Consider the following 17,754-nt stretch of genomic DNA (forward strand, 5'->3'; position numbering starts at 1 on the left):
GGAGAGTAACAATAGTATGATGGATCGATTACGCGAAGGCGTGAATAGCATCGCGGTTAAAATTATCCTAAGCCTGATTATCCTGTCTTTCGTATTTGCGGGAGTAGGTAGCTACATCGTTGGTGGTACTAACAACGTTGCGGCTAAAGTTGGGAATGTCGAAATCAGTCGTGGTGATTTCGAACAGGCTTACCAAAACGAACGTAATCGTATGCAAGCTCAGCTTGGTGATTATTTCTCAAACTTACTGGCTGATCCAAGCTACGTAGAATCTTTCCGCCAATCTGTTCTTGACCGTATGGTGAATGATGCCTTGTTAGAGCAACACGCTCAAACTCTTGGCCTACGAGTGGGTGATGCACAGGTTCGTGCGCTATTGCTATCAATGCCACAATTCCAAGTTGAAGGTGTCTTCAACCAAGAAGTGTACCAATCAGCACTACGTCGTGCAGGCTTTAGCCCTGAGAGCTTTGCTCAATACCTACGTCGTGATCTCGTGCGTAACCAGTTAGTGACGGCAGTCCAAGCGAGCGATTTTTCTCTTCCTGGTGAAGTGAACGCGCAAAGCGAACTGCTGATGCAAACACGTGAAGTGAAAACTATCAACCTAGCGTTGGCGGATTTCGCACAAAAAGTGCAACTGACTGACGAAGAAATTGCCGAATACTACAAGCAAAATCCAGAGCGCTACACTCGTCCAGAACAAGTGAAGGTTGCCTACATTGAATTGTCTGCAGAAGCGCTAAAACAAAACATTCAGATTGATGATGCTGACGTACAAGCGTACTACCAAGCGCATCTTGATAAATACTCATCTGAAGAGCAGCGTGAAGTAAGCCACATCCTTGTTCAAGGTGACGACGAAGCGAAAGCGCAAGCGATTCTGGATGAATTGAATGCTGGTGCTGATTTCGCAACGCTTGCTGAAGAAAAATCAGAAGATGTTGGCAGTGCAGAAGAAGGGGGTTCACTTGGCTTTATCGAACGTGACACCATGGATCCTGCCTTTGAAGAAGCCGCTTTCGCACTTAAAAATCCAGGCGACATCTCTGGCTTAGTGAAATCGAACTTTGGTTACCACATCATCAAGCTTGATGCGTTGAAAGATTCAGTGGCGAAGCCATTGGCTGAAGTTGCGGCAACCATCAAACAAGAAATGCGTGATCAGCAAGCGATCGACCAGTACTACGAGTTGCAAAGCGAACTTGAAAAAGTCGCTTTTGAATACCCAGATTCACTGGACGATGCCGCTGAAGCGGTTAACGCGAAGATCGAAACGACAGACTTTATTTCTCAAGTGGATGCGCCAGAAATCCTAAAATCACCAGCAGTGATTCAAGCGATTCTTAGCCCAGAAGTGAAAGAAGATGGTTTGAACTCTGAAGTGATCGAAATTGCACCAGAGCACGTTATCGTGGTTCGTGTTGAAGATGCACGTGATGAGACCGTTTTACCGCTTGAAGCTGTACGTGATCAAGTTGTCGCGCAACTATCAAAAGTGAAAGGTGAACAGAACGCGATTGAGTTGGCTAAGACAGTGGTTGCTGAGCTAAAAGCGGGCAATCAAGCAGTATTGGCTGAGAACGGCTTAGCGTTTGGTGATATTGAAAACATCGACCGTGGTTCACACCTTGCTGACGTTGTGTTCGCGATGGCGAAACCTGCGGAAGGCAAAGTTGAATATGCACAAGCAAAAGTCTTCAATGGCGATGTTGCCATTGTTGAGTTGCTGTCGGTTTCAGATATGTTTACCACGCAATACAACGACCAAATCGCTGAACAGATGGTACAAATGAATGCACAACAAGACCTAAGTGGTTTGATTAGCATTCTGCGTAAAACGACGGATATCGAATACTTTGCTGTGACTCAATAAGTCTTATCAATGTAAATGATATAAATATTAAAACGGGTTGCTTTGGCAGCCCGTTTTGTTTCTCACTATTGCAATCAACAAATGCTTCTGAACTGATTATGCTGGCTATTCCACCACTATGAACATAAGGAATTGTCATGAATATCAAAGCGCTTGTTCTTTCTGTTGTACTCACTTTTTCGCTTCCTTTTACTGCCGTCTTGGCAGAACAACAACCAGATTCTCCACCTGAAAACCCAAAATACGATGGCATTGAAATTGTCGTTAACGTTAATCAAGCATCGGCACAAGAAATAGCGGATTTGCTCAAGGGCATCGGCTTAACTAAAGCGCAGGCGATTGTCGATTATCGTGACCAACAAGGGCCATTTAAGCGAATTGAAGATCTGGCGAAAGTAAGCGGAGTGGGTGAGGCTACTGTGGCCAAAAATGTTGGCCGGATTGAACTGTAAAGTGGCGAGTTGAAACGGCACTGACTGCTGAGGTGTTCATCGTTCGGTGACGATGACCTCTGCGGTTATCACGGCTTAGGCCACGTTTTAGCAATCTATCAATCCAGATTGCCAGCAAAATGCCCAAGGGATAACCAATTTCCCTTGGGTTTTTCTTTTCTCTTTAAATGACCAACTAATTAGCTAAAACTTCCCTAGAACCTAGCGGCAAATAGCACTATAATTTCTCGCCGAAAGCCATAGCAGCATTGCAGTGGCGCAAACAACTTGGAGTAATTCATGTCCTCTCATACGCCGGTTATCACCGTTGATGGACCAAGTGGTGCGGGTAAAGGCACGCTTTGTATGCAACTCGCTAACAAGCTAGAGTTTCATTTGCTAGATTCTGGTGCTATTTATCGCGTACTTGCTTTAGCCGCAATTCACCACGGTGTTGATCTTGAAACTGAAGATTCACTGGTTGCATTGGCAACGCACTTAGATGTGCAGTTTATTGCTGAAGGCGAATTGGTTAAGGTCATCCTTGAAGGCGAAGATGTCTCGGGTGAGCTGCGTAAAGAGCAAACGGGCATGGCGGCATCTAAGGTTGCTGCGCTACCTCGAGTGCGAGAAGCATTGCTACGTCGTCAGCGTGCGTTCGCTGATGGCAAAGGCCTAGTGGCCGATGGTCGTGACATGGGTACAGTGGTCTTTCCTCAAGCTGAAGTGAAAATCTTCCTCGATGCAAGTGCCGATGAACGTGCTCAGCGCCGTCTTAAACAGTTGCAAGAGAAAGGGTTAGATGTTAACTTTGCTGACCTTTTAAGCGAGATCCAAGAGCGTGACGATCGTGATCGTAATCGCCCAGTGGCGCCGTTGCGCCCTGCAGAGGATGCGCTTGTGCTGGACTCTACGTCGATGGGTATCGACGAAGTGGTCGAAAAAGCACTACAATATATCGAATCTAAACTGACTGCGTAATTCGCGGGGTCAGCTCAGAGCGTCGGCCGCAAGGATGATGGCTGGCGAATTTAATAACCCCATGCGGTAGGATACCCGTGGACGTTTAATTTATTGAAGATCAAATAAATGACTGAATCTTTTGCTCAACTCTTTGAAGAGTTTCTGAACGAAACTGAATTCCAACAAGGCAGCATCGTTAAAGGTACTGTAGTAGCTATCGAGAACGGTTTCGTTCTTGTTGACGCTGGTCTTAAGTCTGAATCTGCTATCCCAGCAGAGCAATTCAAGAACGCTGCTGGCGAACTTGAAGTTGCTGTTGGCGACGAAGTAGACGTAGCTCTAGACGCTGTTGAAGATGGTTTCGGTGAAACTCAACTTTCTCGTGAGAAAGCGAAACGTCACGAAGCTTGGATCGTTCTTGAGAAAGCTTACGAAGAAGCTGAAACTGTTGTTGGTATCATCAACGGTAAAGTTAAAGGCGGTTTCACTGTTGAACTAAACGGTATCCGTGCTTTCCTTCCAGGTTCTCTAGTAGACGTACGTCCTATCCGTGACACTGCTCACCTTGAAAACAAAGAGCTAGAGTTCAAAGTTATCAAGCTTGACCAGAAGCGTAACAACGTAGTTGTTTCTCGTCGCGCAGTTATCGAATCTGAAAACAGCGTTGAACGTGATGAGCTACTTGAAAACCTACAAGAAGGCGCAGAAGTTAAAGGTATCGTTAAGAACCTTACTGACTACGGTGCATTCGTTGATCTAGGTGGTGTTGACGGTCTTCTACATATCACTGATATGGCATGGAAACGCGTTAAGCACCCATCAGAAATCGTTAACGTAGGTGACGAAATCCTAGTTAAAGTTCTTAAGTTCGATCGTGAGCGTACTCGCGTATCACTAGGTCTTAAGCAACTTGGCGAAGATCCATGGGTAGCAATCGCTAAACGTTACCCAGAAGGTCACAAGCTTTCTGGTCGTGTTACTAACCTAACTGATTACGGCTGCTTCGTTGAAATCGAAGAAGGCGTTGAAGGTCTAGTTCACGTTTCTGAAATGGATTGGACTAACAAGAACATCCACCCATCTAAAGTTGTTAATGTTGGCGACGAAGTTGAGGTTATGGTTCTTGAGATCGACGAAGAACGTCGTCGTATCTCTCTAGGTCTAAAACAGTGTAAAGCTAACCCTTGGCAGTCATTCGCTGAAGCGCAAGCTAAAGGCGACAAAGTGACTGGTAAGATCAAGTCTATCACTGACTTCGGTATCTTCATCGGTCTAGACGGCGGCATCGACGGTCTAGTTCACCTATCTGACATTTCTTGGAATGTTGCTGGCGAAGAAGCTGTACGTGAGTACAAGAAAGGCGACGAGATCTCTGCAGTTGTTCTAGCAGTAGACGCAGAGCGTGAGCGCATCTCTCTAGGCGTTAAGCAAATGGAAAATGACCCATTCAATGCTTACGTTGCAGAGAAGAAGAAAGGCGTTCTTGTTAACGGTACTGTTACTGCTGTTGATGCTAAAGGCGCAACAATCGAGCTTGAAGAAGGCGTAGAAGGTTACATCCGCGTTTCTGAAATCGCTCGTGACCGCGTAGAAGACGCATCTCTAATCCTAAGCGTTGGTGACAGCGTTGAAGCGAAATTTACTGGTGTAGACCGTAAGAACCGCGTAATCAACCTATCTATCAAAGCTAAAGATGAAGCTGATGAGCAAGAAGCAATGGCATCTATCAACAAGCAAGATGACGCTGCATTCGGTAACGCTATGGCAGACGCTTTCAAAGCAGCTAAAGGCGAATAATTTTATTCCCTTATAGCAAAAAGGAGCCGCAAGGCTCCTTTTTTATTTGTGTGGGCTAAAACCAATTTCTGCAACAACGAGTCAACAAGCTGAATCATACTTGCGCATGTTGTTCAAATATTGTCTAGAATTGATAGCAAGTGTTTGTTGGAATTGGTATTAGTTACTATAATAAGTGATAAATTACTCTACGAGGGAAATTATGACTAAGTCTGAATTGATTGAAAGACTTTGCGCTGAGCAAACACATCTTTCAGCAAAAGAAGTCGAAGATGCGGTAAAAGACATTCTTGAACATATGGCATCAACGCTTGAAAAGGGCGATCGCATCGAGATTCGCGGTTTTGGTAGTTTCTCACTTCACTACCGTGAGCCACGTACAGGTCGTAACCCTAAGACCGGCGATAAAGTTGAATTAGAAGGTAAATACGTACCTCACTTCAAACCAGGCAAAGAATTGCGTGAACGAGTGAACCTAGGTTAATTCGAATTGAATAATAAAAAGGCGGTTTGCTTCTAGCACACCGCCTTTTTTTGCCTATGGTAAGATAACCATGGAGTGTTTATAGGTTTTACTGCATAATCTTAGCAGCAGATTTTCGGATGGGTAATGGACTATGAAAATTATAAAAATCGTTATCGTATTAGCTTTGTTTCTAGTCGCGTTGGCGTTAGGCTCGCAAAATCAAGCGGTTGTGAATTTTAACTACCTGTTAGCTCAGGGAGACTTTCATCTATCAACCTTGCTTGGTGTGGTTTTTGTTACCGGCTTTGCAGTCGCATGGATTATTTTTGGCACTCTTCATCTGAAGTCACAGCTTCAGATCCGTAAACTGAACAAGCAGCTTAAAAAGCTCACTCCAGCCTCTACTGAGGTTGTACAGAATAAAGCGTAATCGAGATAGGTAGACTTTTTCCTCAATGCTAGAAATACTCTTCTTGTTATTGCCAATTGCCGCCGCTTACGGCTGGTATATGGGTAATCGTAGCGCCCAGCAAGACAAGCAGAAACACTCGAATCAAATATCCCGCCAGTATGTGATGGGTCTTAACCTGCTGTTATCAGATCAGTCTGATAAGGCTGTTGATCACTTTATCGAACTACTTCAAGTGGATGACGACACCATTGATACTCACTTGGCGTTGGGTAACTTGTTTCGCTCGCGTGGTGAAGTAGACCGTGCGATTCGCATTCACCAAAATCTCATCTCTCGTTCTGGTTTGACGATCGATCAAAAAAATATTGCTTTGCAGCAGTTGGCTAAAGACTACATGGCCTCAGGTTTTCTTGACCGTGCTGAAAAAATCTTCGAGCAGTTGGTTGAAGAGCCGGATCATCGTGAAGCGGCACTGCAGCAGTTAGTCGCAATCTACCAGCAGACACGAGAATGGCATAAGGCGACGCATTATGCTCAGTTGTTGGTGAAATTAGGCCGTAAACGCATGCGTAGCAGCATTGCTCACTTCTATTGTGAAATGGCAATGCAAGATCAAGCTGAAGGCGACCGTCAAGAGGCGATTACTCATTTCAAACGCGCTCTCAATGAAGATCCTAAATGTGTGCGAGCCAGTATCGCATTAGGTAAGTTATATCTTGAGAGTGAAGACTATCTGCACACCATCAAATATCTTACGACGGTGATTGAGCAAGATATCGATTTCATTAGTGAAGTGCTGCCAACGTTAGCTGACTGTTACCATCATCTGGGACAAGAAGATGAGTTGCTTGAGTTCTTACGTCAATGTATCGCCAGCAAAGCTGGTGTATCTGCCGAATTGATGTTGGCACAACTTGTCGCTCAGCATGAAGGGCCAGGTGCAGCTCAAGAGCTATTAACTCGCCAGTTAGTTAAGAACCCAACCATGAAGGGCTTCTTCCGCTTGATGGATTACCACTTGATCAATGCTGAAGAAGGGCGAGCGAAAGAGAGTTTGGCTACCTTACAAAAGCTTGTGGGCGAACAACTTAAAGTTAAACCGCATTATCGATGCCGTAAATGTGGTTTCTCAACCCACTCAATGTATTGGCACTGTCCTTCATGTAAGGGCTGGGGCACGATTAAGCCAATCCGCGGATTGGATGGCGAATAATGGATTTTAATGCAGCTAATTTATTAGCTGCATTTTTTTAAATAAAAAACGTTTAAGCACAATAATAAGTTAATTAGGAGATGAAATGATCGACCAAAAAGTCATCGTAGCACTGGATTATGACAACCAAGCGGACGCATTTGCCTTTGTAGATCGTATTGACCCTGCGTCATGCCGTCTGAAAGTAGGCAAAGAAATGTTTACGCTGTTTGGTCCTGATTTCGTCAAAGAGCTGCATAAGCGCGGCTTCTCTGTTTTCCTTGATCTGAAATTCCACGATATCCCAAACACTTGTTCGAAGGCAGTACGTGCCGCAGCAGAGATGGGTGTATGGATGGTTAACGTACACGCCAGTGGTGGTGAGCGTATGATGGCTGCGTCGCGTGAAATCCTCGAGCCGTATGGCAAAGATCGTCCGCTACTCATTGGTGTGACGGTATTAACCAGTATGGAGCAAAGTGACCTTGCGGGCATCGGTTTAGATATGGCACCAAAAGATCAAGTGATTCGTCTTGCAAGCTTAACCAAGAATGCCGGTTTGGATGGTGTGGTTTGTTCAGCGCATGAATCGTCGATGCTGAAAGCAGAGCTAGGCCAAGAGTTCAAATTGATCACTCCGGGCATTCGCCCTGCAGGCTCAGAACAAGGCGATCAGCGCCGTATCATGACACCAGTAGAAGCGATTCAAGCCGGCTCTGATTACCTTGTTATTGGTCGCCCTATCACGCAAGCTATCAATCCAGCCCAAGTTCTAGCTGAGATTAACGCGACACTTGCGTAATCGTACTGGCACTTAGCGAGATTAGATTGAAAAGAGGTCAGCGAGAGCTGGCCTTTTGTTTTATCGGCTCTCTAAAACTCTTATTTGAAATGATAAAAAAAAGGCCGCGGATGCGACCTTTGGTATGAGCTATTGAGAATAGTAGGGTAGTGTTTACCACTTCTTCTTTTCACCGAATAGAACGTCCATATCTTCTTCACGCTCTTTGTCAGCGATTTGCTGCAATTCGGTTGCGCTTTGATTCTGACGGCGCTTTTCAATCTCATCATACATAGTTTGCAGCTTTTCACGCGCTGTAGCTGAGTAAGCATCATTTTTGGTTGCTAGGACATCTAAGCCTTTACGCAACAATTGAATCGCCGTGCCAGGTTGACCACGAACAATCGCATCTTTGGAACGCTTTACTACGTTTTCGATGTTAATGCGTACTTGAATGCCTTCAAGGCGCGCATTTTCGGCGACGTATGCTTCGGTATCAAAGCGACCTTTGTTGTGTTCATTACGCACGGTGTCACGTAGGCGTTTAACCAATTTCAGCATCACAATCGCTTGTTTATCGCTGCTTGGAACTTTGAATGCAGCGCTTTCGCCACCTTGAAAATTCGTTTTCAGGTTTTCGATCTGCTGCTTTACGTGTTCGACTCTTTGCTCAAGTTGCTTATTCTTTGGATCCAGCTCATGCATGTTTTGCACAGCGTCAAGAATACGGTTGTTGAGGCAAAGCAATAATTCTTTGCTGAAAGGCATGTGATGGGCGTGGCCAATCAACTCTTCAGTGGCATCGATGATTGCAATATAGCGCGCGCTTTCTTGTTTTCTCGCCGTAGCAACTTTTGCGTTGTATTGGAGAATGATGTTGTAACCGAGAACAAGTACCAACAAGATGGCGACTAAAGCAATGATTAAACCAATATTCATAAATTCCGTTATCTTTAGTTTATGATGGCTAGCCAGTAAGCATACACGATTCTGCTAGCCTAAGGCACCAAATATTCTGACACTCCGCTATTATTGCGTGTTGCTGGTTTGATTCATATTGAAAAGATAATTTCAGACGAGAAACTGAGCTTTCGATTGCAAAATTCGTGTTTATAAATTCAACACAGCCCCGTTAATCGGGGGAAATGGGCATTTTCGCTACCAATTTGAACTCAGAGGCGTTATAACTAAATATTATAATCTATGTAACGAATTCTTGAACTCTCTCACTATAGAGTGATGACTTTGTTATATTAATCTGCACGTCGATAAGGGATTACGAGGTCGAGAATGAAGTTACAACAGCTGAAGTACATTGTTGAAGTAGTCAATCACAATTTAAACGTATCCGCTACCGCAGAGAGTCTATTCACCTCTCAGCCTGGCATCAGTAAACAAGTTCGTTTATTAGAAGATGAACTGGGTATTCAAATCTTTGAGCGCAGCGGTAAACACTTAACTCAAGTGACTACGGCGGGTGAAGATATTGTCCGTATTTCACAAGAAATTTTGGCTCGCGTTGAGAGCATTAAAGCGGTCGCTGGTGAGCATACTCACCCTGAGATGGGCACATTGAATATCTCCACTACGCATACTCAAGCTCGTTATGCGCTGCCAGATGTGATTAAAGGCTTTACTGCTCGTTACCCAAAAGTGTCGCTGCACATGCATCAGGGCACGCCAAGCCAGATGTCTGAGGCGATTGCCAAGGGCACCGCTAATTTTGCGATTGCGACTGAAGCGCTACACCTTTACCAAGATGCGATTATGCTGCCGTGTTATCACTGGAACCGCTCAATTGTGGTGCCTAAAGATCATGCTCTGGCGCAAAAAGCCAAAGTGACGATTGAAGATCTTGCTTCGTACCCGTTGGTCACGTATGTATTTGGCTTTACTGGTCGCTCAGAGTTGGATACCGCGTTTAACAAAGTAGGTTTGACACCAAAAGTGGTCTTCACGGCAACCGATGCCGATGTGATTAAGACCTATGTACGTATGGGTATGGGCGTAGGTGTGATTGCGAGTATGGCGATCGACAAAGAACAAGATCATGATTTGGTTGCGATTGATGCTAGTCATATCTTCAGTGCCAGCACCACCAGTATTGGCTTCCGCCGTGGTACTTTCTTGCGCTCTTATATGTTCGACTTTATGGTGCGCTTTGCACCACACTTAACCCGTCCAGTGGTTGAACAAGCATTGTCGCTTAAATCGAGTGCAGAAATTGAAGAAATGTTCAAAGACATCGAATTGCCAGTGCGTTAATTCACTATAAAATCACGTCACTTCCCTCTAAACTTAGCGCCTCGCAACGTGGCTCATTAGAGGGAAGCATGCATACTCTATTTAACTCCATCGATACATACCTTCTTCAGCATCAAGATTATTGGCGCTTTGAGCCATTTTTTGTCTCACAATATTCCGAGTTGCCTTGGCAGCAAAGTCACCCCTCTTTATGTCAATGGCTGAACACTCTTACGGATGAACAAATTGAGTTCTATAAGCAAAACCAGCAAGCACTGGTTGAAGTGGTTAGCGGTTATTTTCCCGATTTAGCTAATTTTCTGGCGCAATTGGTGGTGCCTTCGGTCACGCTGCATGGCTTGTCGCTCACGCGTGGCGTGGATAACGGCATTCCCGGGCGTAAGCTGGCGCAAATTACCGCGATGGGTGAAGCTGCGCTGCAAAATCATCAAGCACAAGAGTGGCTGGAGTGGTGCTCTGGCAAAGGCTTCTTAGGGCGTATTTTGGCCAGTCAAAGCCAACAAAAAGTCACCAGCCTTGAGTATCAAGCGTTGCTTTGTCACTCCGGTCAGCAAGAAGCGGATAAGCAAGGGCTATCAATGACGTTTGTGCATGGTGATGCGTTGAGTGATGAGGTAAATAACGTCTTTAACTCAGAGCAGCATGCGGTTGCGCTACATGCGTGTGGTGATCTGCATGCTACTTTACTTGAGAAGGGGGTTGCCCACCATCTGTCGGCGATGACTATTTCACCATGCTGCTATCACTTAACGGCTAGCGAGCACTACCGAGCGCTCTCAACGTTAGGCCGTCATTCTGCTCTTAGACTTAACCAATCAGAACTGCGTATACCATTGCAAGAGTTAGTCACGGGAGGCGAACGAGTTAAACGCCATCGTCTTTTGGAAATGAGTTATCGTTTAGGCTTGGATATATTGTTGCGACAAGAGCTTGGTTTTGCGGACTATCAACCTGTACCGAGTATTAAAAAATCACAGCTATCTTCGGGCTTTGTGCCGTTTTGCCAATGGGCTGCAGAACAGAAAGGGTTTACTTTGCCGCAATGTGATTTTGACACTTATTTACAGCAAGGCACCAAGCGCTATTGGCAAATGGAAAAATTGAGCTTAATTCAGCAGTTGTTTAAACGCGCGATTGAGTTGTGGTTGGTGCTCGATAAAGCGCTCTATCTGCAGCAAAGTGGCTATAAGGTGACTGTGAGTGAATTTTGCAGTCGCGAAGTGACGCCAAGAAATCTGCTGATCCAAGCTCAGCGTGAATGATGACTCACCTAATGTGATGAAAATAACCTATTCGCAATAGAAAGAGAGGATAAATATAAACATTTACCTCTCTTTTTGTTGTTTGGATGTTAAAACTTGCTTCCAATTTGTTTTACTAATTGGTAATAATTAGTGATGCGCACAAAAAGTGTGCAGATATAACAAAAAATATTAGCCAGTATGATAGGCACACACAACATCCAAACCATTGCTTAAATCAAGGAGTTAAGATGAAAGCAGGCAAAGTCATCGCAACCGCCGTTCTTGCGAGTGCGGCATTACTCTCTTCTCAAGGCATCTTGGCGAAAACCGCCACGGTTGCTGTTTCACAAATCGTTGAGCATCCAGCACTAGATGCAACTCGTGAAGGTCTGATTGATGGCCTGAAAGCACGCGGCTATGAGCAAGGAAAAAACCTCGAATTTGATTATAAAACCGCGCAAGGTAATCCAGCTATTGCAGTGCAGATCGCCCGTCAATTTGTCGGTGAAAGACCTGATGTGTTAGTCGGCATTGCAACACCTACAGCACAGGCTTTGGTTGCTGCCACGCGTGATATTCCGGTTGTCTTTACTGCTGTGACTGATCCTGTTGGTGCTAAATTGGTTAATCAACTTGAGCAGCCGGGTAAAAATGTCACCGGTCTGTCGGACCTGTCTCCGGTAGCCCAGCACGTAGAACTGATTAAAGAATTACTGCCTGATGTTAAGACGATTGGTGTAGTGTACAACCCAGGTGAAGCAAATGCCGTAGCCTTGGTTAATCTACTAAAAGAAAGCGCTCAACAACATGGTCTTGAAATTGTTGAAGCGACAGCGTTGAAGAGCGCAGATGTACAATCAGCAACGCAAGTGATTGCCGCTAAATCTGACGTTATTTATGCTGCCACTGACAATACCGTTGCTAGTGCATTTGAAGGCATGATTGTCGCTGCAAACCAATCAAAAACACCCGTGTTAGGTGGTGCTACGTCTTATGTTGAAAAGGGCGCTATCGCTGCACTTGGCTTTGATTATTACCAAGTTGGCGTGCAAACGGCCGCTTACGTTGCGGATATTCTCGAAGGCAAAGCGCCGGGGACTTTAGATGTTAAAGTTGCTAAAGGGTCGGATTTGGTGGTTAACACTCAAGTCGCGCAAGATCTTGGTATCGACATTCCTCAGTCTGTTTTAGAGCGCGCAACCAGCGTTAAGTAAAGCATCGCAATGATGGGGCAATACTCGTGTTGCCCATTTTGCCAATCGAGGGTGATTTTAATCATCGTTTAGATTGGTATTAAGCAGAGAAGGGAGTTCGTATGTCTGCTTTTGCATTTTTCGGTGCGCTTGAAATTGGCCTGGTTTATGGCTTGGTAGCGCTAGGCGTTTACCTAACTTTTCGCGTACTTGATTTTCCTGACCTGAGTGTTGATGGTAGCTTTCCGATGGGCGCAGCCGTTGCGGCTACTGCGATTGTTGCTGGAATCAACCCTTGGCTTGCCACTGGTATGGCAGTGATTGCTGGCGCAATGACAGGTTGGGTGACGGCTTTTTTAGCGGTTCGCTGTGGTATTTTACATCTTTTAGCTTCAATTTTGACGATGATCGCGGCGTTCTCAATTAACATTCGCATCATGGGGGGCCCGAATACACCGCTACTTGGGCAAGAAACTATTTTAACCCCGTTTGAAGCACTGGCTGATCCGGTTTACATACGTCCTTTAGTGGTCGGTGTGTTGGTGCTCATTTCTGCATGGTTTGTCGTGCGTCTGCTTAATAGTGATTTTGGCCTTGGTCTTCGTGCGACTGGTGTGAATGCTCGCATGGTTTCCGCTCAAGGCGGTAGTACGTCTTTCTATACCTACTTTGGCCTAGCACTTTCCAACGGTTTTGTTGGCTTTGCTGGTGCGCTATTTGCTCAAACCAATAGTTTTGCTGATGTGACTTCAGGTGTCGGTACGATTGTGGTGGGTCTCGCCGCGGTCATCTTAGGGCAAACTCTGATCCCGGGCCGTAAAATTTGGATTGCTGTGGTCGCGGTGATTGTTGGTTCGGTACTTTATCGACTCGCAGTTGCGTTTGCGTTGAGCTCTGGCATGTTTGGCCTTCAAGCCTCGGATCTGAATCTTGTCACGGCGGTTTTGGTTGCGCTGGCGCTGATTGCTCCAAAAGTGAGGAGTAATATGCGAGCAAAAAAGCGTAGCTCGTCCAGTGTGGCGACGACAGAAACCAAAGGATCAGGAGAAGTGGTATGATTCGACTAGAAGATATTCAAGTCACTTTTAATCCGGGTACTGTTCTTGAAAACAGAGCGTTGAAAGGGATTAATTTGGAAGTGCCAGAGCATCAGTTTCTGACGGTGATCGGCTCGAATGGTGCAGGCAAGTCGACTCTGCTTGGCGCAGTGACCGGAGAAACTCCAATTGTTGGAGGACGGGTGTTGATTGACGAGCTTAACGTTACTCGCCAAACCGTCGCTCAACGTGCCAATCAATGTGCGCGCGTGTTTCAAGACCCTCTCGCTGGTACCTGTGGCGATCTGACGATTGAGGAGAATATGGCGCTGGCCTACATGCGTGGAAAACGTCGTGGCTGGAGTCATTCACTTTCAACCAACCGGCGTAAATTGTTCCAAGAACGGATCAGTATTCTTGGCCTTGGCTTGGAAGATCGCCTTGGTGACAATATTGGTTTACTTTCTGGTGGCCAGCGTCAAGCAGTAAGCTTGGTGATGGCTACGTTATCAGAGAGTAAACTGTTGTTACTTGACGAGCATACCGCAGCACTAGACCCACGTATGGCCGCTTTTGTGCTGGATCTGACGCGACGTATTATCAGTGAATTTAATCTCACCGTAATGATGGTCACGCACTCAATGAAAGATGCACTCGCCTGTGGTGATCGCACGGTGATGCTGCATCAGGGTGAAATTGTGTTGGATGTGACGGGTGAAGAGCGCGCCAATATGGCAGTACCAGATTTACTGGAGATGTTCTCCAAAGTGCGCGGTGAAGAATTGGCTGATGATAGCTTGCTGTTAAGCTAAGCCAATCGAGTCATCAATTCAGTTAGAACATTGAGTTAGAACAATGAAAAAACCCATCATAGCGGGCGCGATGATGGGTTTCTTTTTATCGTTAGGCATGGATTCGCTAAAACGATTTCAATGACTTATGCCTGTAGACTGTCTCGGTAGTGCTTGATGCGTTCAACAATCGGCTCAGCTTTGTTGAAGGTGCGAATTTCACGGAATAAGTCTGCCGCTTCAGGGTATTGATTACGTAAGTAAGCGAACCACTGCTTGATGCGATTTGGGTAGTACAACCCTTTATCGCCTTTCATTTCATACTGCGAGTATACCAGCATCAATTCGACCACTTCCGACCATGGCATGATAGTCGCGTTGTGTTTGACTACGTTACCTAGGTTTGGCACGTTGAAAGCGCCACGGCACACCATCAGGGAATCGACCCCGGTCGTTTCAATACACGCTTGTCCCGCTTGGTAATCCCAAATTTCACCATTGGCAATCAGTGGAATAGAGCTACGTTGACGAATTTGGTTAATGTAATCCCACTTAATTTCGCTGGCTTTATAACCACCTGATTTGGTACGAGCATGCACGGTAAGTTCATTCGCTCCCGCTGATTCAATCGCACTGACAATCTCAAAGCAATCATCAGGGTTTTCCCAACCTAAACGGATTTTTGCTGTGACAGGAATAGCCGGATCAACCGCATCGCGACAGGCTTTAACGACGCTATGAATTAGCTCTGGGTGCTGTAATAACGCCGCTCCGCCTTTACTTTTGTTGACCAGCTTGGCTGGGCAACCGAAGTTAAGGTCAATACCACGAGCGCCAAGTTCAGCCGCCACTACCGCGTTTTCTGCCATCCAGTGTGGATCTTGTCCAAGCAATTGAATATGAACGGGCACACCCGATTTGGTTTGTGAGCCTTGATCTAATTCAGGACAAAGACGCTTAAAGACGTGTTCGGGTAAGCGCTGATCGACCACGCGCACAAACTCAGTGACACACAGATCGTAGTCATTGATGTCTGTTAAAATCTCACGCATTAGGTGATCTAAAACGCCCTCCATAGGGCCCAAAACAACTCGCATACAAAAACGCCTCCAGTTAGGGAGGCGTGATTTTAATGATTAATACCTTTGAAGTCACTGTTTAGTGCGATCAGCCTTTATCAAAAGGGATTAATTGCTACTAGTGGCGTTAGTACCTTGCATTGTGAACTCAAATTCACCAGTCAGAGGTGAATACAGCATCGTCGGCATTTTCTCATCAATTTCAAATCCCGTTGTATAGTGATAAGTACATTGCTGGCTGCCGGTGTACCAAGTCGCGATATCTGTGCTCGATGGCAAGATTGTTCCTGTCTCTCCAGAAGCACCATAGGCACGAATCGTTAAATCAACGTTCATTAGAGCTTCCCATAACTCAGCACAATCTTCGCCTGTCACGGGATAGTTAGGATGGGTAGCCGTTCCTACTGACAAGGGGAATCCAGCTTGAGATGGAAATATATCGCCTTGGCCGTAATCGACCACTTGATTTGGTGGTGGTTCACCTTGCGTGAGCCACTTATTATGAAAAAGATGCACGGAATTTTCAAAACTGGCAAATGCAGCATCAGCACGGGCAAGGTGCGCATCTCTTTGATAGCTAACAAAACGAGGAAATGCGACCACCGCAAGGATCGCTAGGATCACGATGACCACCACCAGCTCGATGAGCGTAAAGCCGGATTGATTATTCTTATTCTTATTCATAGTATTTTCGCAGCAAGATATAAATGTAAATATTTGTTTCAGGTAAATGATGCGCCAGTTTTTGAGAAAACAAAAGTCAAGCTTGTGTAAAATTTATTCAATTCAGCTGAGGTTCATCTGCGTTTGCTAGGCTTGCTAATCAGTGACCGAAGAACGTCGGCAAGGTATAATCATCGGCTACGAATTTTAGAATGAATAATGTAATGAAATATCAACTAGCCTCATTAGCCCAAACCACTCATCAAGAATCGTCTATGTTTGTTGAAGGCGTAGTACTTGCCGCCAACATGGCCACCAAAGCATTACAACCAGAAACTTGGTTAGCCGATGTGTTTGGTGAGAGCAGTGATGAGCTTAACAAGGTGATCGTCGGCCAGATTAACCACCAATACAGTTTCTTGAAGTGCAACGAATATTCATTACTCGATTTAACTCAAGGTGAAGAGCAACAAGCGCAGTTGGCTGAGTTTGCTCAAGGCTTTATGACGCTATGGCCAACCATTGAAACTCAATGGCTTGAGACCAATATTAGTGATGGCACGATGCGCATGCTGCAAGCGCTACTTACCACTTTTATGCTGGCGATTGATCAAGAACAAACCCAAGCGCAGATGAAAGAAGCGGGTATTGAGACGCCACCGGCGTTGGCGGACTTCATCGACCAACTGGATTTAATGATCAATGAAGTGGCATTAGCGGCAGATGAGTCGTTAGTGGGTGCCAAAGGCCAAAGTGTCAATCCATACAAAGAGATTGGCCGCAATGATCCTTGCAACTGTGGCAGCGGCAAAAAATTTAAGCAGTGCTGCGGGAAATAGTCGCAACAAAGTGGATTTTCTTCGGTCATAACTCAATTGCTGACATGCCAACGCAGTCTTATTCGACGTTGCAGCGGTGTCGGTTGGGTCGATAACCATCAGGTGAACAAATTTCAGGAATGAAACCATGAAAAAAACATTACTACTGCTTTTGACTAGTTTCTCAGTATGGGCAACTCCGCAACAAGAGCTGAGTGACCGTCTACAAAAAACAGAGGGATTTAGTGCGGACTTCGCGCAACAGGTAATTAGCCCTGAAGGGGAAGTGGTGATGGAAGGGCAAGGCGATGTAGAAATTGCACGCCCAAGTCTATTCCGTTGGACCACGACGTTACCGGATGAAAATGTGCTGGTTTCTGATGGTAAAACCTTGTGGTATTACAGCCCATTTATTGAGCAGGTGAGCATTTATTGGCAGGAACAAGCGACACAGCAAACACCATTTGTATTGCTAACTCGTAATCGTGCGAGCGATTGGGATAACTACCACGTTAGCCAGCAAGGTGACATGTTCACGCTTACACCAACCGCATTAGATAGCAATCAAGGTCAATTTAAACTGGAAATTGACACCAAAGGGGCGGTTAAAGGTTTCCAAGTGATTGAGCAAGATGGCCAAACAAGCAATTTTAGCTTTACTAATATTGACCTGAACAAGCCTAAGGCGGATCGCTTTACCTTTACTATTCCGCAAGGTGTAGAGGTGGACGACCAAAGGAACTAAT

General features: G+C 45.5%; 18 protein-coding genes. 15 read left to right on the forward strand and 3 right to left on the reverse strand.

Going from position 1 to position 17,754, the window contains the following annotated elements; translation table 11 throughout:
• Positions 1-16 precede the first annotated feature (16 nt).
• From ppiD to pyrF, 8 genes are all read left to right on the forward strand, one after another.
• The gene (gene ppiD, locus RJD38_RS11675) at positions 17-1,876 is read left to right on the forward strand and encodes a peptidylprolyl isomerase (RefSeq protein WP_005595883.1); all 1,860 of its coding nucleotides are present in this window, start codon (positions 17-19) and stop codon (positions 1,874-1,876) included.
• A 137-nt stretch (positions 1,877-2,013) separates the two neighbouring features.
• Complete coding sequence (locus RJD38_RS11680) at positions 2,014-2,328, forward strand: ComEA family DNA-binding protein (protein WP_005595884.1); 315 nt, start codon at positions 2,014-2,016, stop codon at positions 2,326-2,328.
• 279 nt (positions 2,329-2,607) lie between these two features.
• Positions 2,608-3,288, forward strand: coding sequence for a (d)CMP kinase (gene cmk / locus RJD38_RS11685; protein WP_005595886.1), 681 nt, complete (start codon positions 2,608-2,610; stop codon positions 3,286-3,288).
• Positions 3,289-3,396: 108 nt separating this feature from the next.
• On the forward strand, positions 3,397-5,067 hold the full coding sequence (gene rpsA, locus RJD38_RS11690) for a 30S ribosomal protein S1 (protein WP_005595887.1): 1,671 nt from the start codon (positions 3,397-3,399) through the stop codon (positions 5,065-5,067).
• A gap of 202 nt (positions 5,068-5,269) precedes the next feature.
• Entirely contained in the window at positions 5,270-5,551 is a 282-nt protein-coding gene (gene ihfB / locus RJD38_RS11695; protein ID WP_005595888.1) for an integration host factor subunit beta, read from the forward strand.
• A 133-nt stretch (positions 5,552-5,684) separates the two neighbouring features.
• Positions 5,685-5,963, forward strand: coding sequence for a LapA family protein (locus tag RJD38_RS11700; protein ID WP_005595889.1), 279 nt, complete (start codon positions 5,685-5,687; stop codon positions 5,961-5,963).
• A 25-nt stretch (positions 5,964-5,988) separates the two neighbouring features.
• The gene (gene lapB, locus RJD38_RS11705; RefSeq protein WP_005595890.1) at positions 5,989-7,158 is read left to right on the forward strand and encodes a lipopolysaccharide assembly protein LapB; all 1,170 of its coding nucleotides are present in this window, start codon (positions 5,989-5,991) and stop codon (positions 7,156-7,158) included.
• Between the two features lie 85 nt (positions 7,159-7,243).
• A complete protein-coding gene (gene pyrF / locus RJD38_RS11710; protein WP_065430072.1) occupies positions 7,244-7,939 on the forward strand; it encodes an orotidine-5'-phosphate decarboxylase in 696 nt (231 codons plus the stop codon).
• Between the two features lie 153 nt (positions 7,940-8,092).
• On the opposite strand, the gene RJD38_RS11715 is transcribed toward pyrF, so the two are convergent.
• Complete coding sequence (locus RJD38_RS11715) at positions 8,093-8,857, reverse strand: hypothetical protein (RefSeq protein ID WP_005595896.1); 765 nt, start codon at positions 8,855-8,857, stop codon at positions 8,093-8,095.
• A gap of 351 nt (positions 8,858-9,208) precedes the next feature.
• On the opposite strand from RJD38_RS11715, the gene cysB reads away from it, so the two are divergent.
• The 5 genes from cysB (at position 9,209) to RJD38_RS11740 (ending at position 14,469) form a co-directional block, all read left to right on the forward strand.
• Positions 9,209-10,183: an HTH-type transcriptional regulator CysB gene (cysB, locus tag RJD38_RS11720; RefSeq protein ID WP_005595897.1), complete on the forward strand. Its 975-nt coding sequence runs from the start codon at positions 9,209-9,211 to the stop codon at positions 10,181-10,183.
• Positions 10,184-10,251: 68 nt separating this feature from the next.
• On the forward strand, positions 10,252-11,445 hold the full coding sequence (locus tag RJD38_RS11725) for a methyltransferase (RefSeq protein ID WP_367971312.1): 1,194 nt from the start codon (positions 10,252-10,254) through the stop codon (positions 11,443-11,445).
• Positions 11,446-11,675: 230 nt separating this feature from the next.
• On the forward strand, positions 11,676-12,641 hold the full coding sequence (locus tag RJD38_RS11730) for an ABC transporter substrate-binding protein (RefSeq protein ID WP_005595900.1): 966 nt from the start codon (positions 11,676-11,678) through the stop codon (positions 12,639-12,641).
• 101 nt (positions 12,642-12,742) lie between these two features.
• On the forward strand, positions 12,743-13,678 hold the full coding sequence (locus RJD38_RS11735; protein ID WP_009388057.1) for an ABC transporter permease: 936 nt from the start codon (positions 12,743-12,745) through the stop codon (positions 13,676-13,678).
• On the forward strand, positions 13,675-14,469 hold the full coding sequence (locus RJD38_RS11740; protein ID WP_005595903.1) for an ABC transporter ATP-binding protein: 795 nt from the start codon (positions 13,675-13,677) through the stop codon (positions 14,467-14,469). The genes RJD38_RS11735 and RJD38_RS11740 overlap by 4 nt, the downstream gene beginning before the upstream one ends.
• Before the next feature lie 125 nt (positions 14,470-14,594).
• Here the strand turns inward: RJD38_RS11740 and dusC are convergent, their stop codons facing one another.
• A complete protein-coding gene (dusC, locus tag RJD38_RS11745) occupies positions 14,595-15,545 on the reverse strand; it encodes a tRNA dihydrouridine(16) synthase DusC (protein WP_005595905.1) in 951 nt (316 codons plus the stop codon).
• A gap of 90 nt (positions 15,546-15,635) precedes the next feature.
• The gene (locus tag RJD38_RS11750) at positions 15,636-16,211 is read right to left on the reverse strand and encodes a type II secretion system protein (protein ID WP_065545505.1); all 576 of its coding nucleotides are present in this window, start codon (positions 16,209-16,211) and stop codon (positions 15,636-15,638) included.
• 203 nt (positions 16,212-16,414) lie between these two features.
• On the opposite strand from RJD38_RS11750, the gene RJD38_RS11755 reads away from it, so the two are divergent.
• A complete protein-coding gene (locus RJD38_RS11755; RefSeq protein WP_005595909.1) occupies positions 16,415-17,029 on the forward strand; it encodes a YecA family protein in 615 nt (204 codons plus the stop codon).
• A 127-nt stretch (positions 17,030-17,156) separates the two neighbouring features.
• Positions 17,157-17,753, forward strand: a complete 597-nt coding sequence (gene lolA / locus RJD38_RS11760) for an outer membrane lipoprotein chaperone LolA (protein WP_005595911.1) — start codon at positions 17,157-17,159, stop codon at positions 17,751-17,753.
• Position 17,754 lies beyond the last annotated feature (1 nt).

Source organism: Vibrio scophthalmi, from assembly GCF_040869025.1.
Taxonomy (GTDB): Bacteria; Pseudomonadota; Gammaproteobacteria; order Enterobacterales; family Vibrionaceae; genus Vibrio; species Vibrio scophthalmi.

Excerpts from the sequence above, each read along its gene's own strand:
- cmk (WP_005595886.1), top strand. The coding sequence starts at position 2,608 with ATGTCCTCTCATACGCCGGTTATCACCGTTGATGGACCAAGTGGTGCG.
- cysB (WP_005595897.1), top strand. The coding sequence starts at position 9,209 with ATGAAGTTACAACAGCTGAAGTACATTGTTGAAGTAGTCAATCACAAT.
- ppiD (WP_005595883.1), top strand. The coding sequence starts at position 17 with ATGATGGATCGATTACGCGAAGGCGTGAATAGCATCGCGGTTAAAATT.
- RJD38_RS11735 (WP_009388057.1), top strand. The coding sequence starts at position 12,743 with ATGTCTGCTTTTGCATTTTTCGGTGCGCTTGAAATTGGCCTGGTTTAT.
- RJD38_RS11725 (WP_367971312.1), top strand. The coding sequence starts at position 10,252 with ATGCATACTCTATTTAACTCCATCGATACATACCTTCTTCAGCATCAA.
- RJD38_RS11700 (WP_005595889.1), top strand. The coding sequence starts at position 5,685 with ATGAAAATTATAAAAATCGTTATCGTATTAGCTTTGTTTCTAGTCGCG.
- RJD38_RS11730 (WP_005595900.1), top strand. The coding sequence starts at position 11,676 with ATGAAAGCAGGCAAAGTCATCGCAACCGCCGTTCTTGCGAGTGCGGCA.
- dusC (WP_005595905.1), bottom strand. The coding sequence starts at position 15,545 with ATGCGAGTTGTTTTGGGCCCTATGGAGGGCGTTTTAGATCACCTAATG.
- RJD38_RS11680 (WP_005595884.1), top strand. The coding sequence starts at position 2,014 with ATGAATATCAAAGCGCTTGTTCTTTCTGTTGTACTCACTTTTTCGCTT.
- pyrF (WP_065430072.1), top strand. The coding sequence starts at position 7,244 with ATGATCGACCAAAAAGTCATCGTAGCACTGGATTATGACAACCAAGCG.
- ihfB (WP_005595888.1), top strand. The coding sequence starts at position 5,270 with ATGACTAAGTCTGAATTGATTGAAAGACTTTGCGCTGAGCAAACACAT.
- rpsA (WP_005595887.1), top strand. The coding sequence starts at position 3,397 with ATGACTGAATCTTTTGCTCAACTCTTTGAAGAGTTTCTGAACGAAACT.
- RJD38_RS11755 (WP_005595909.1), top strand. The coding sequence starts at position 16,415 with ATGAAATATCAACTAGCCTCATTAGCCCAAACCACTCATCAAGAATCG.
- RJD38_RS11715 (WP_005595896.1), bottom strand. The coding sequence starts at position 8,857 with ATGAATATTGGTTTAATCATTGCTTTAGTCGCCATCTTGTTGGTACTT.
- lapB (WP_005595890.1), top strand. The coding sequence starts at position 5,989 with ATGCTAGAAATACTCTTCTTGTTATTGCCAATTGCCGCCGCTTACGGC.
- lolA (WP_005595911.1), top strand. The coding sequence starts at position 17,157 with ATGAAAAAAACATTACTACTGCTTTTGACTAGTTTCTCAGTATGGGCA.
- RJD38_RS11740 (WP_005595903.1), top strand. The coding sequence starts at position 13,675 with ATGATTCGACTAGAAGATATTCAAGTCACTTTTAATCCGGGTACTGTT.
- RJD38_RS11750 (WP_065545505.1), bottom strand. The coding sequence starts at position 16,211 with ATGAATAAGAATAAGAATAATCAATCCGGCTTTACGCTCATCGAGCTG.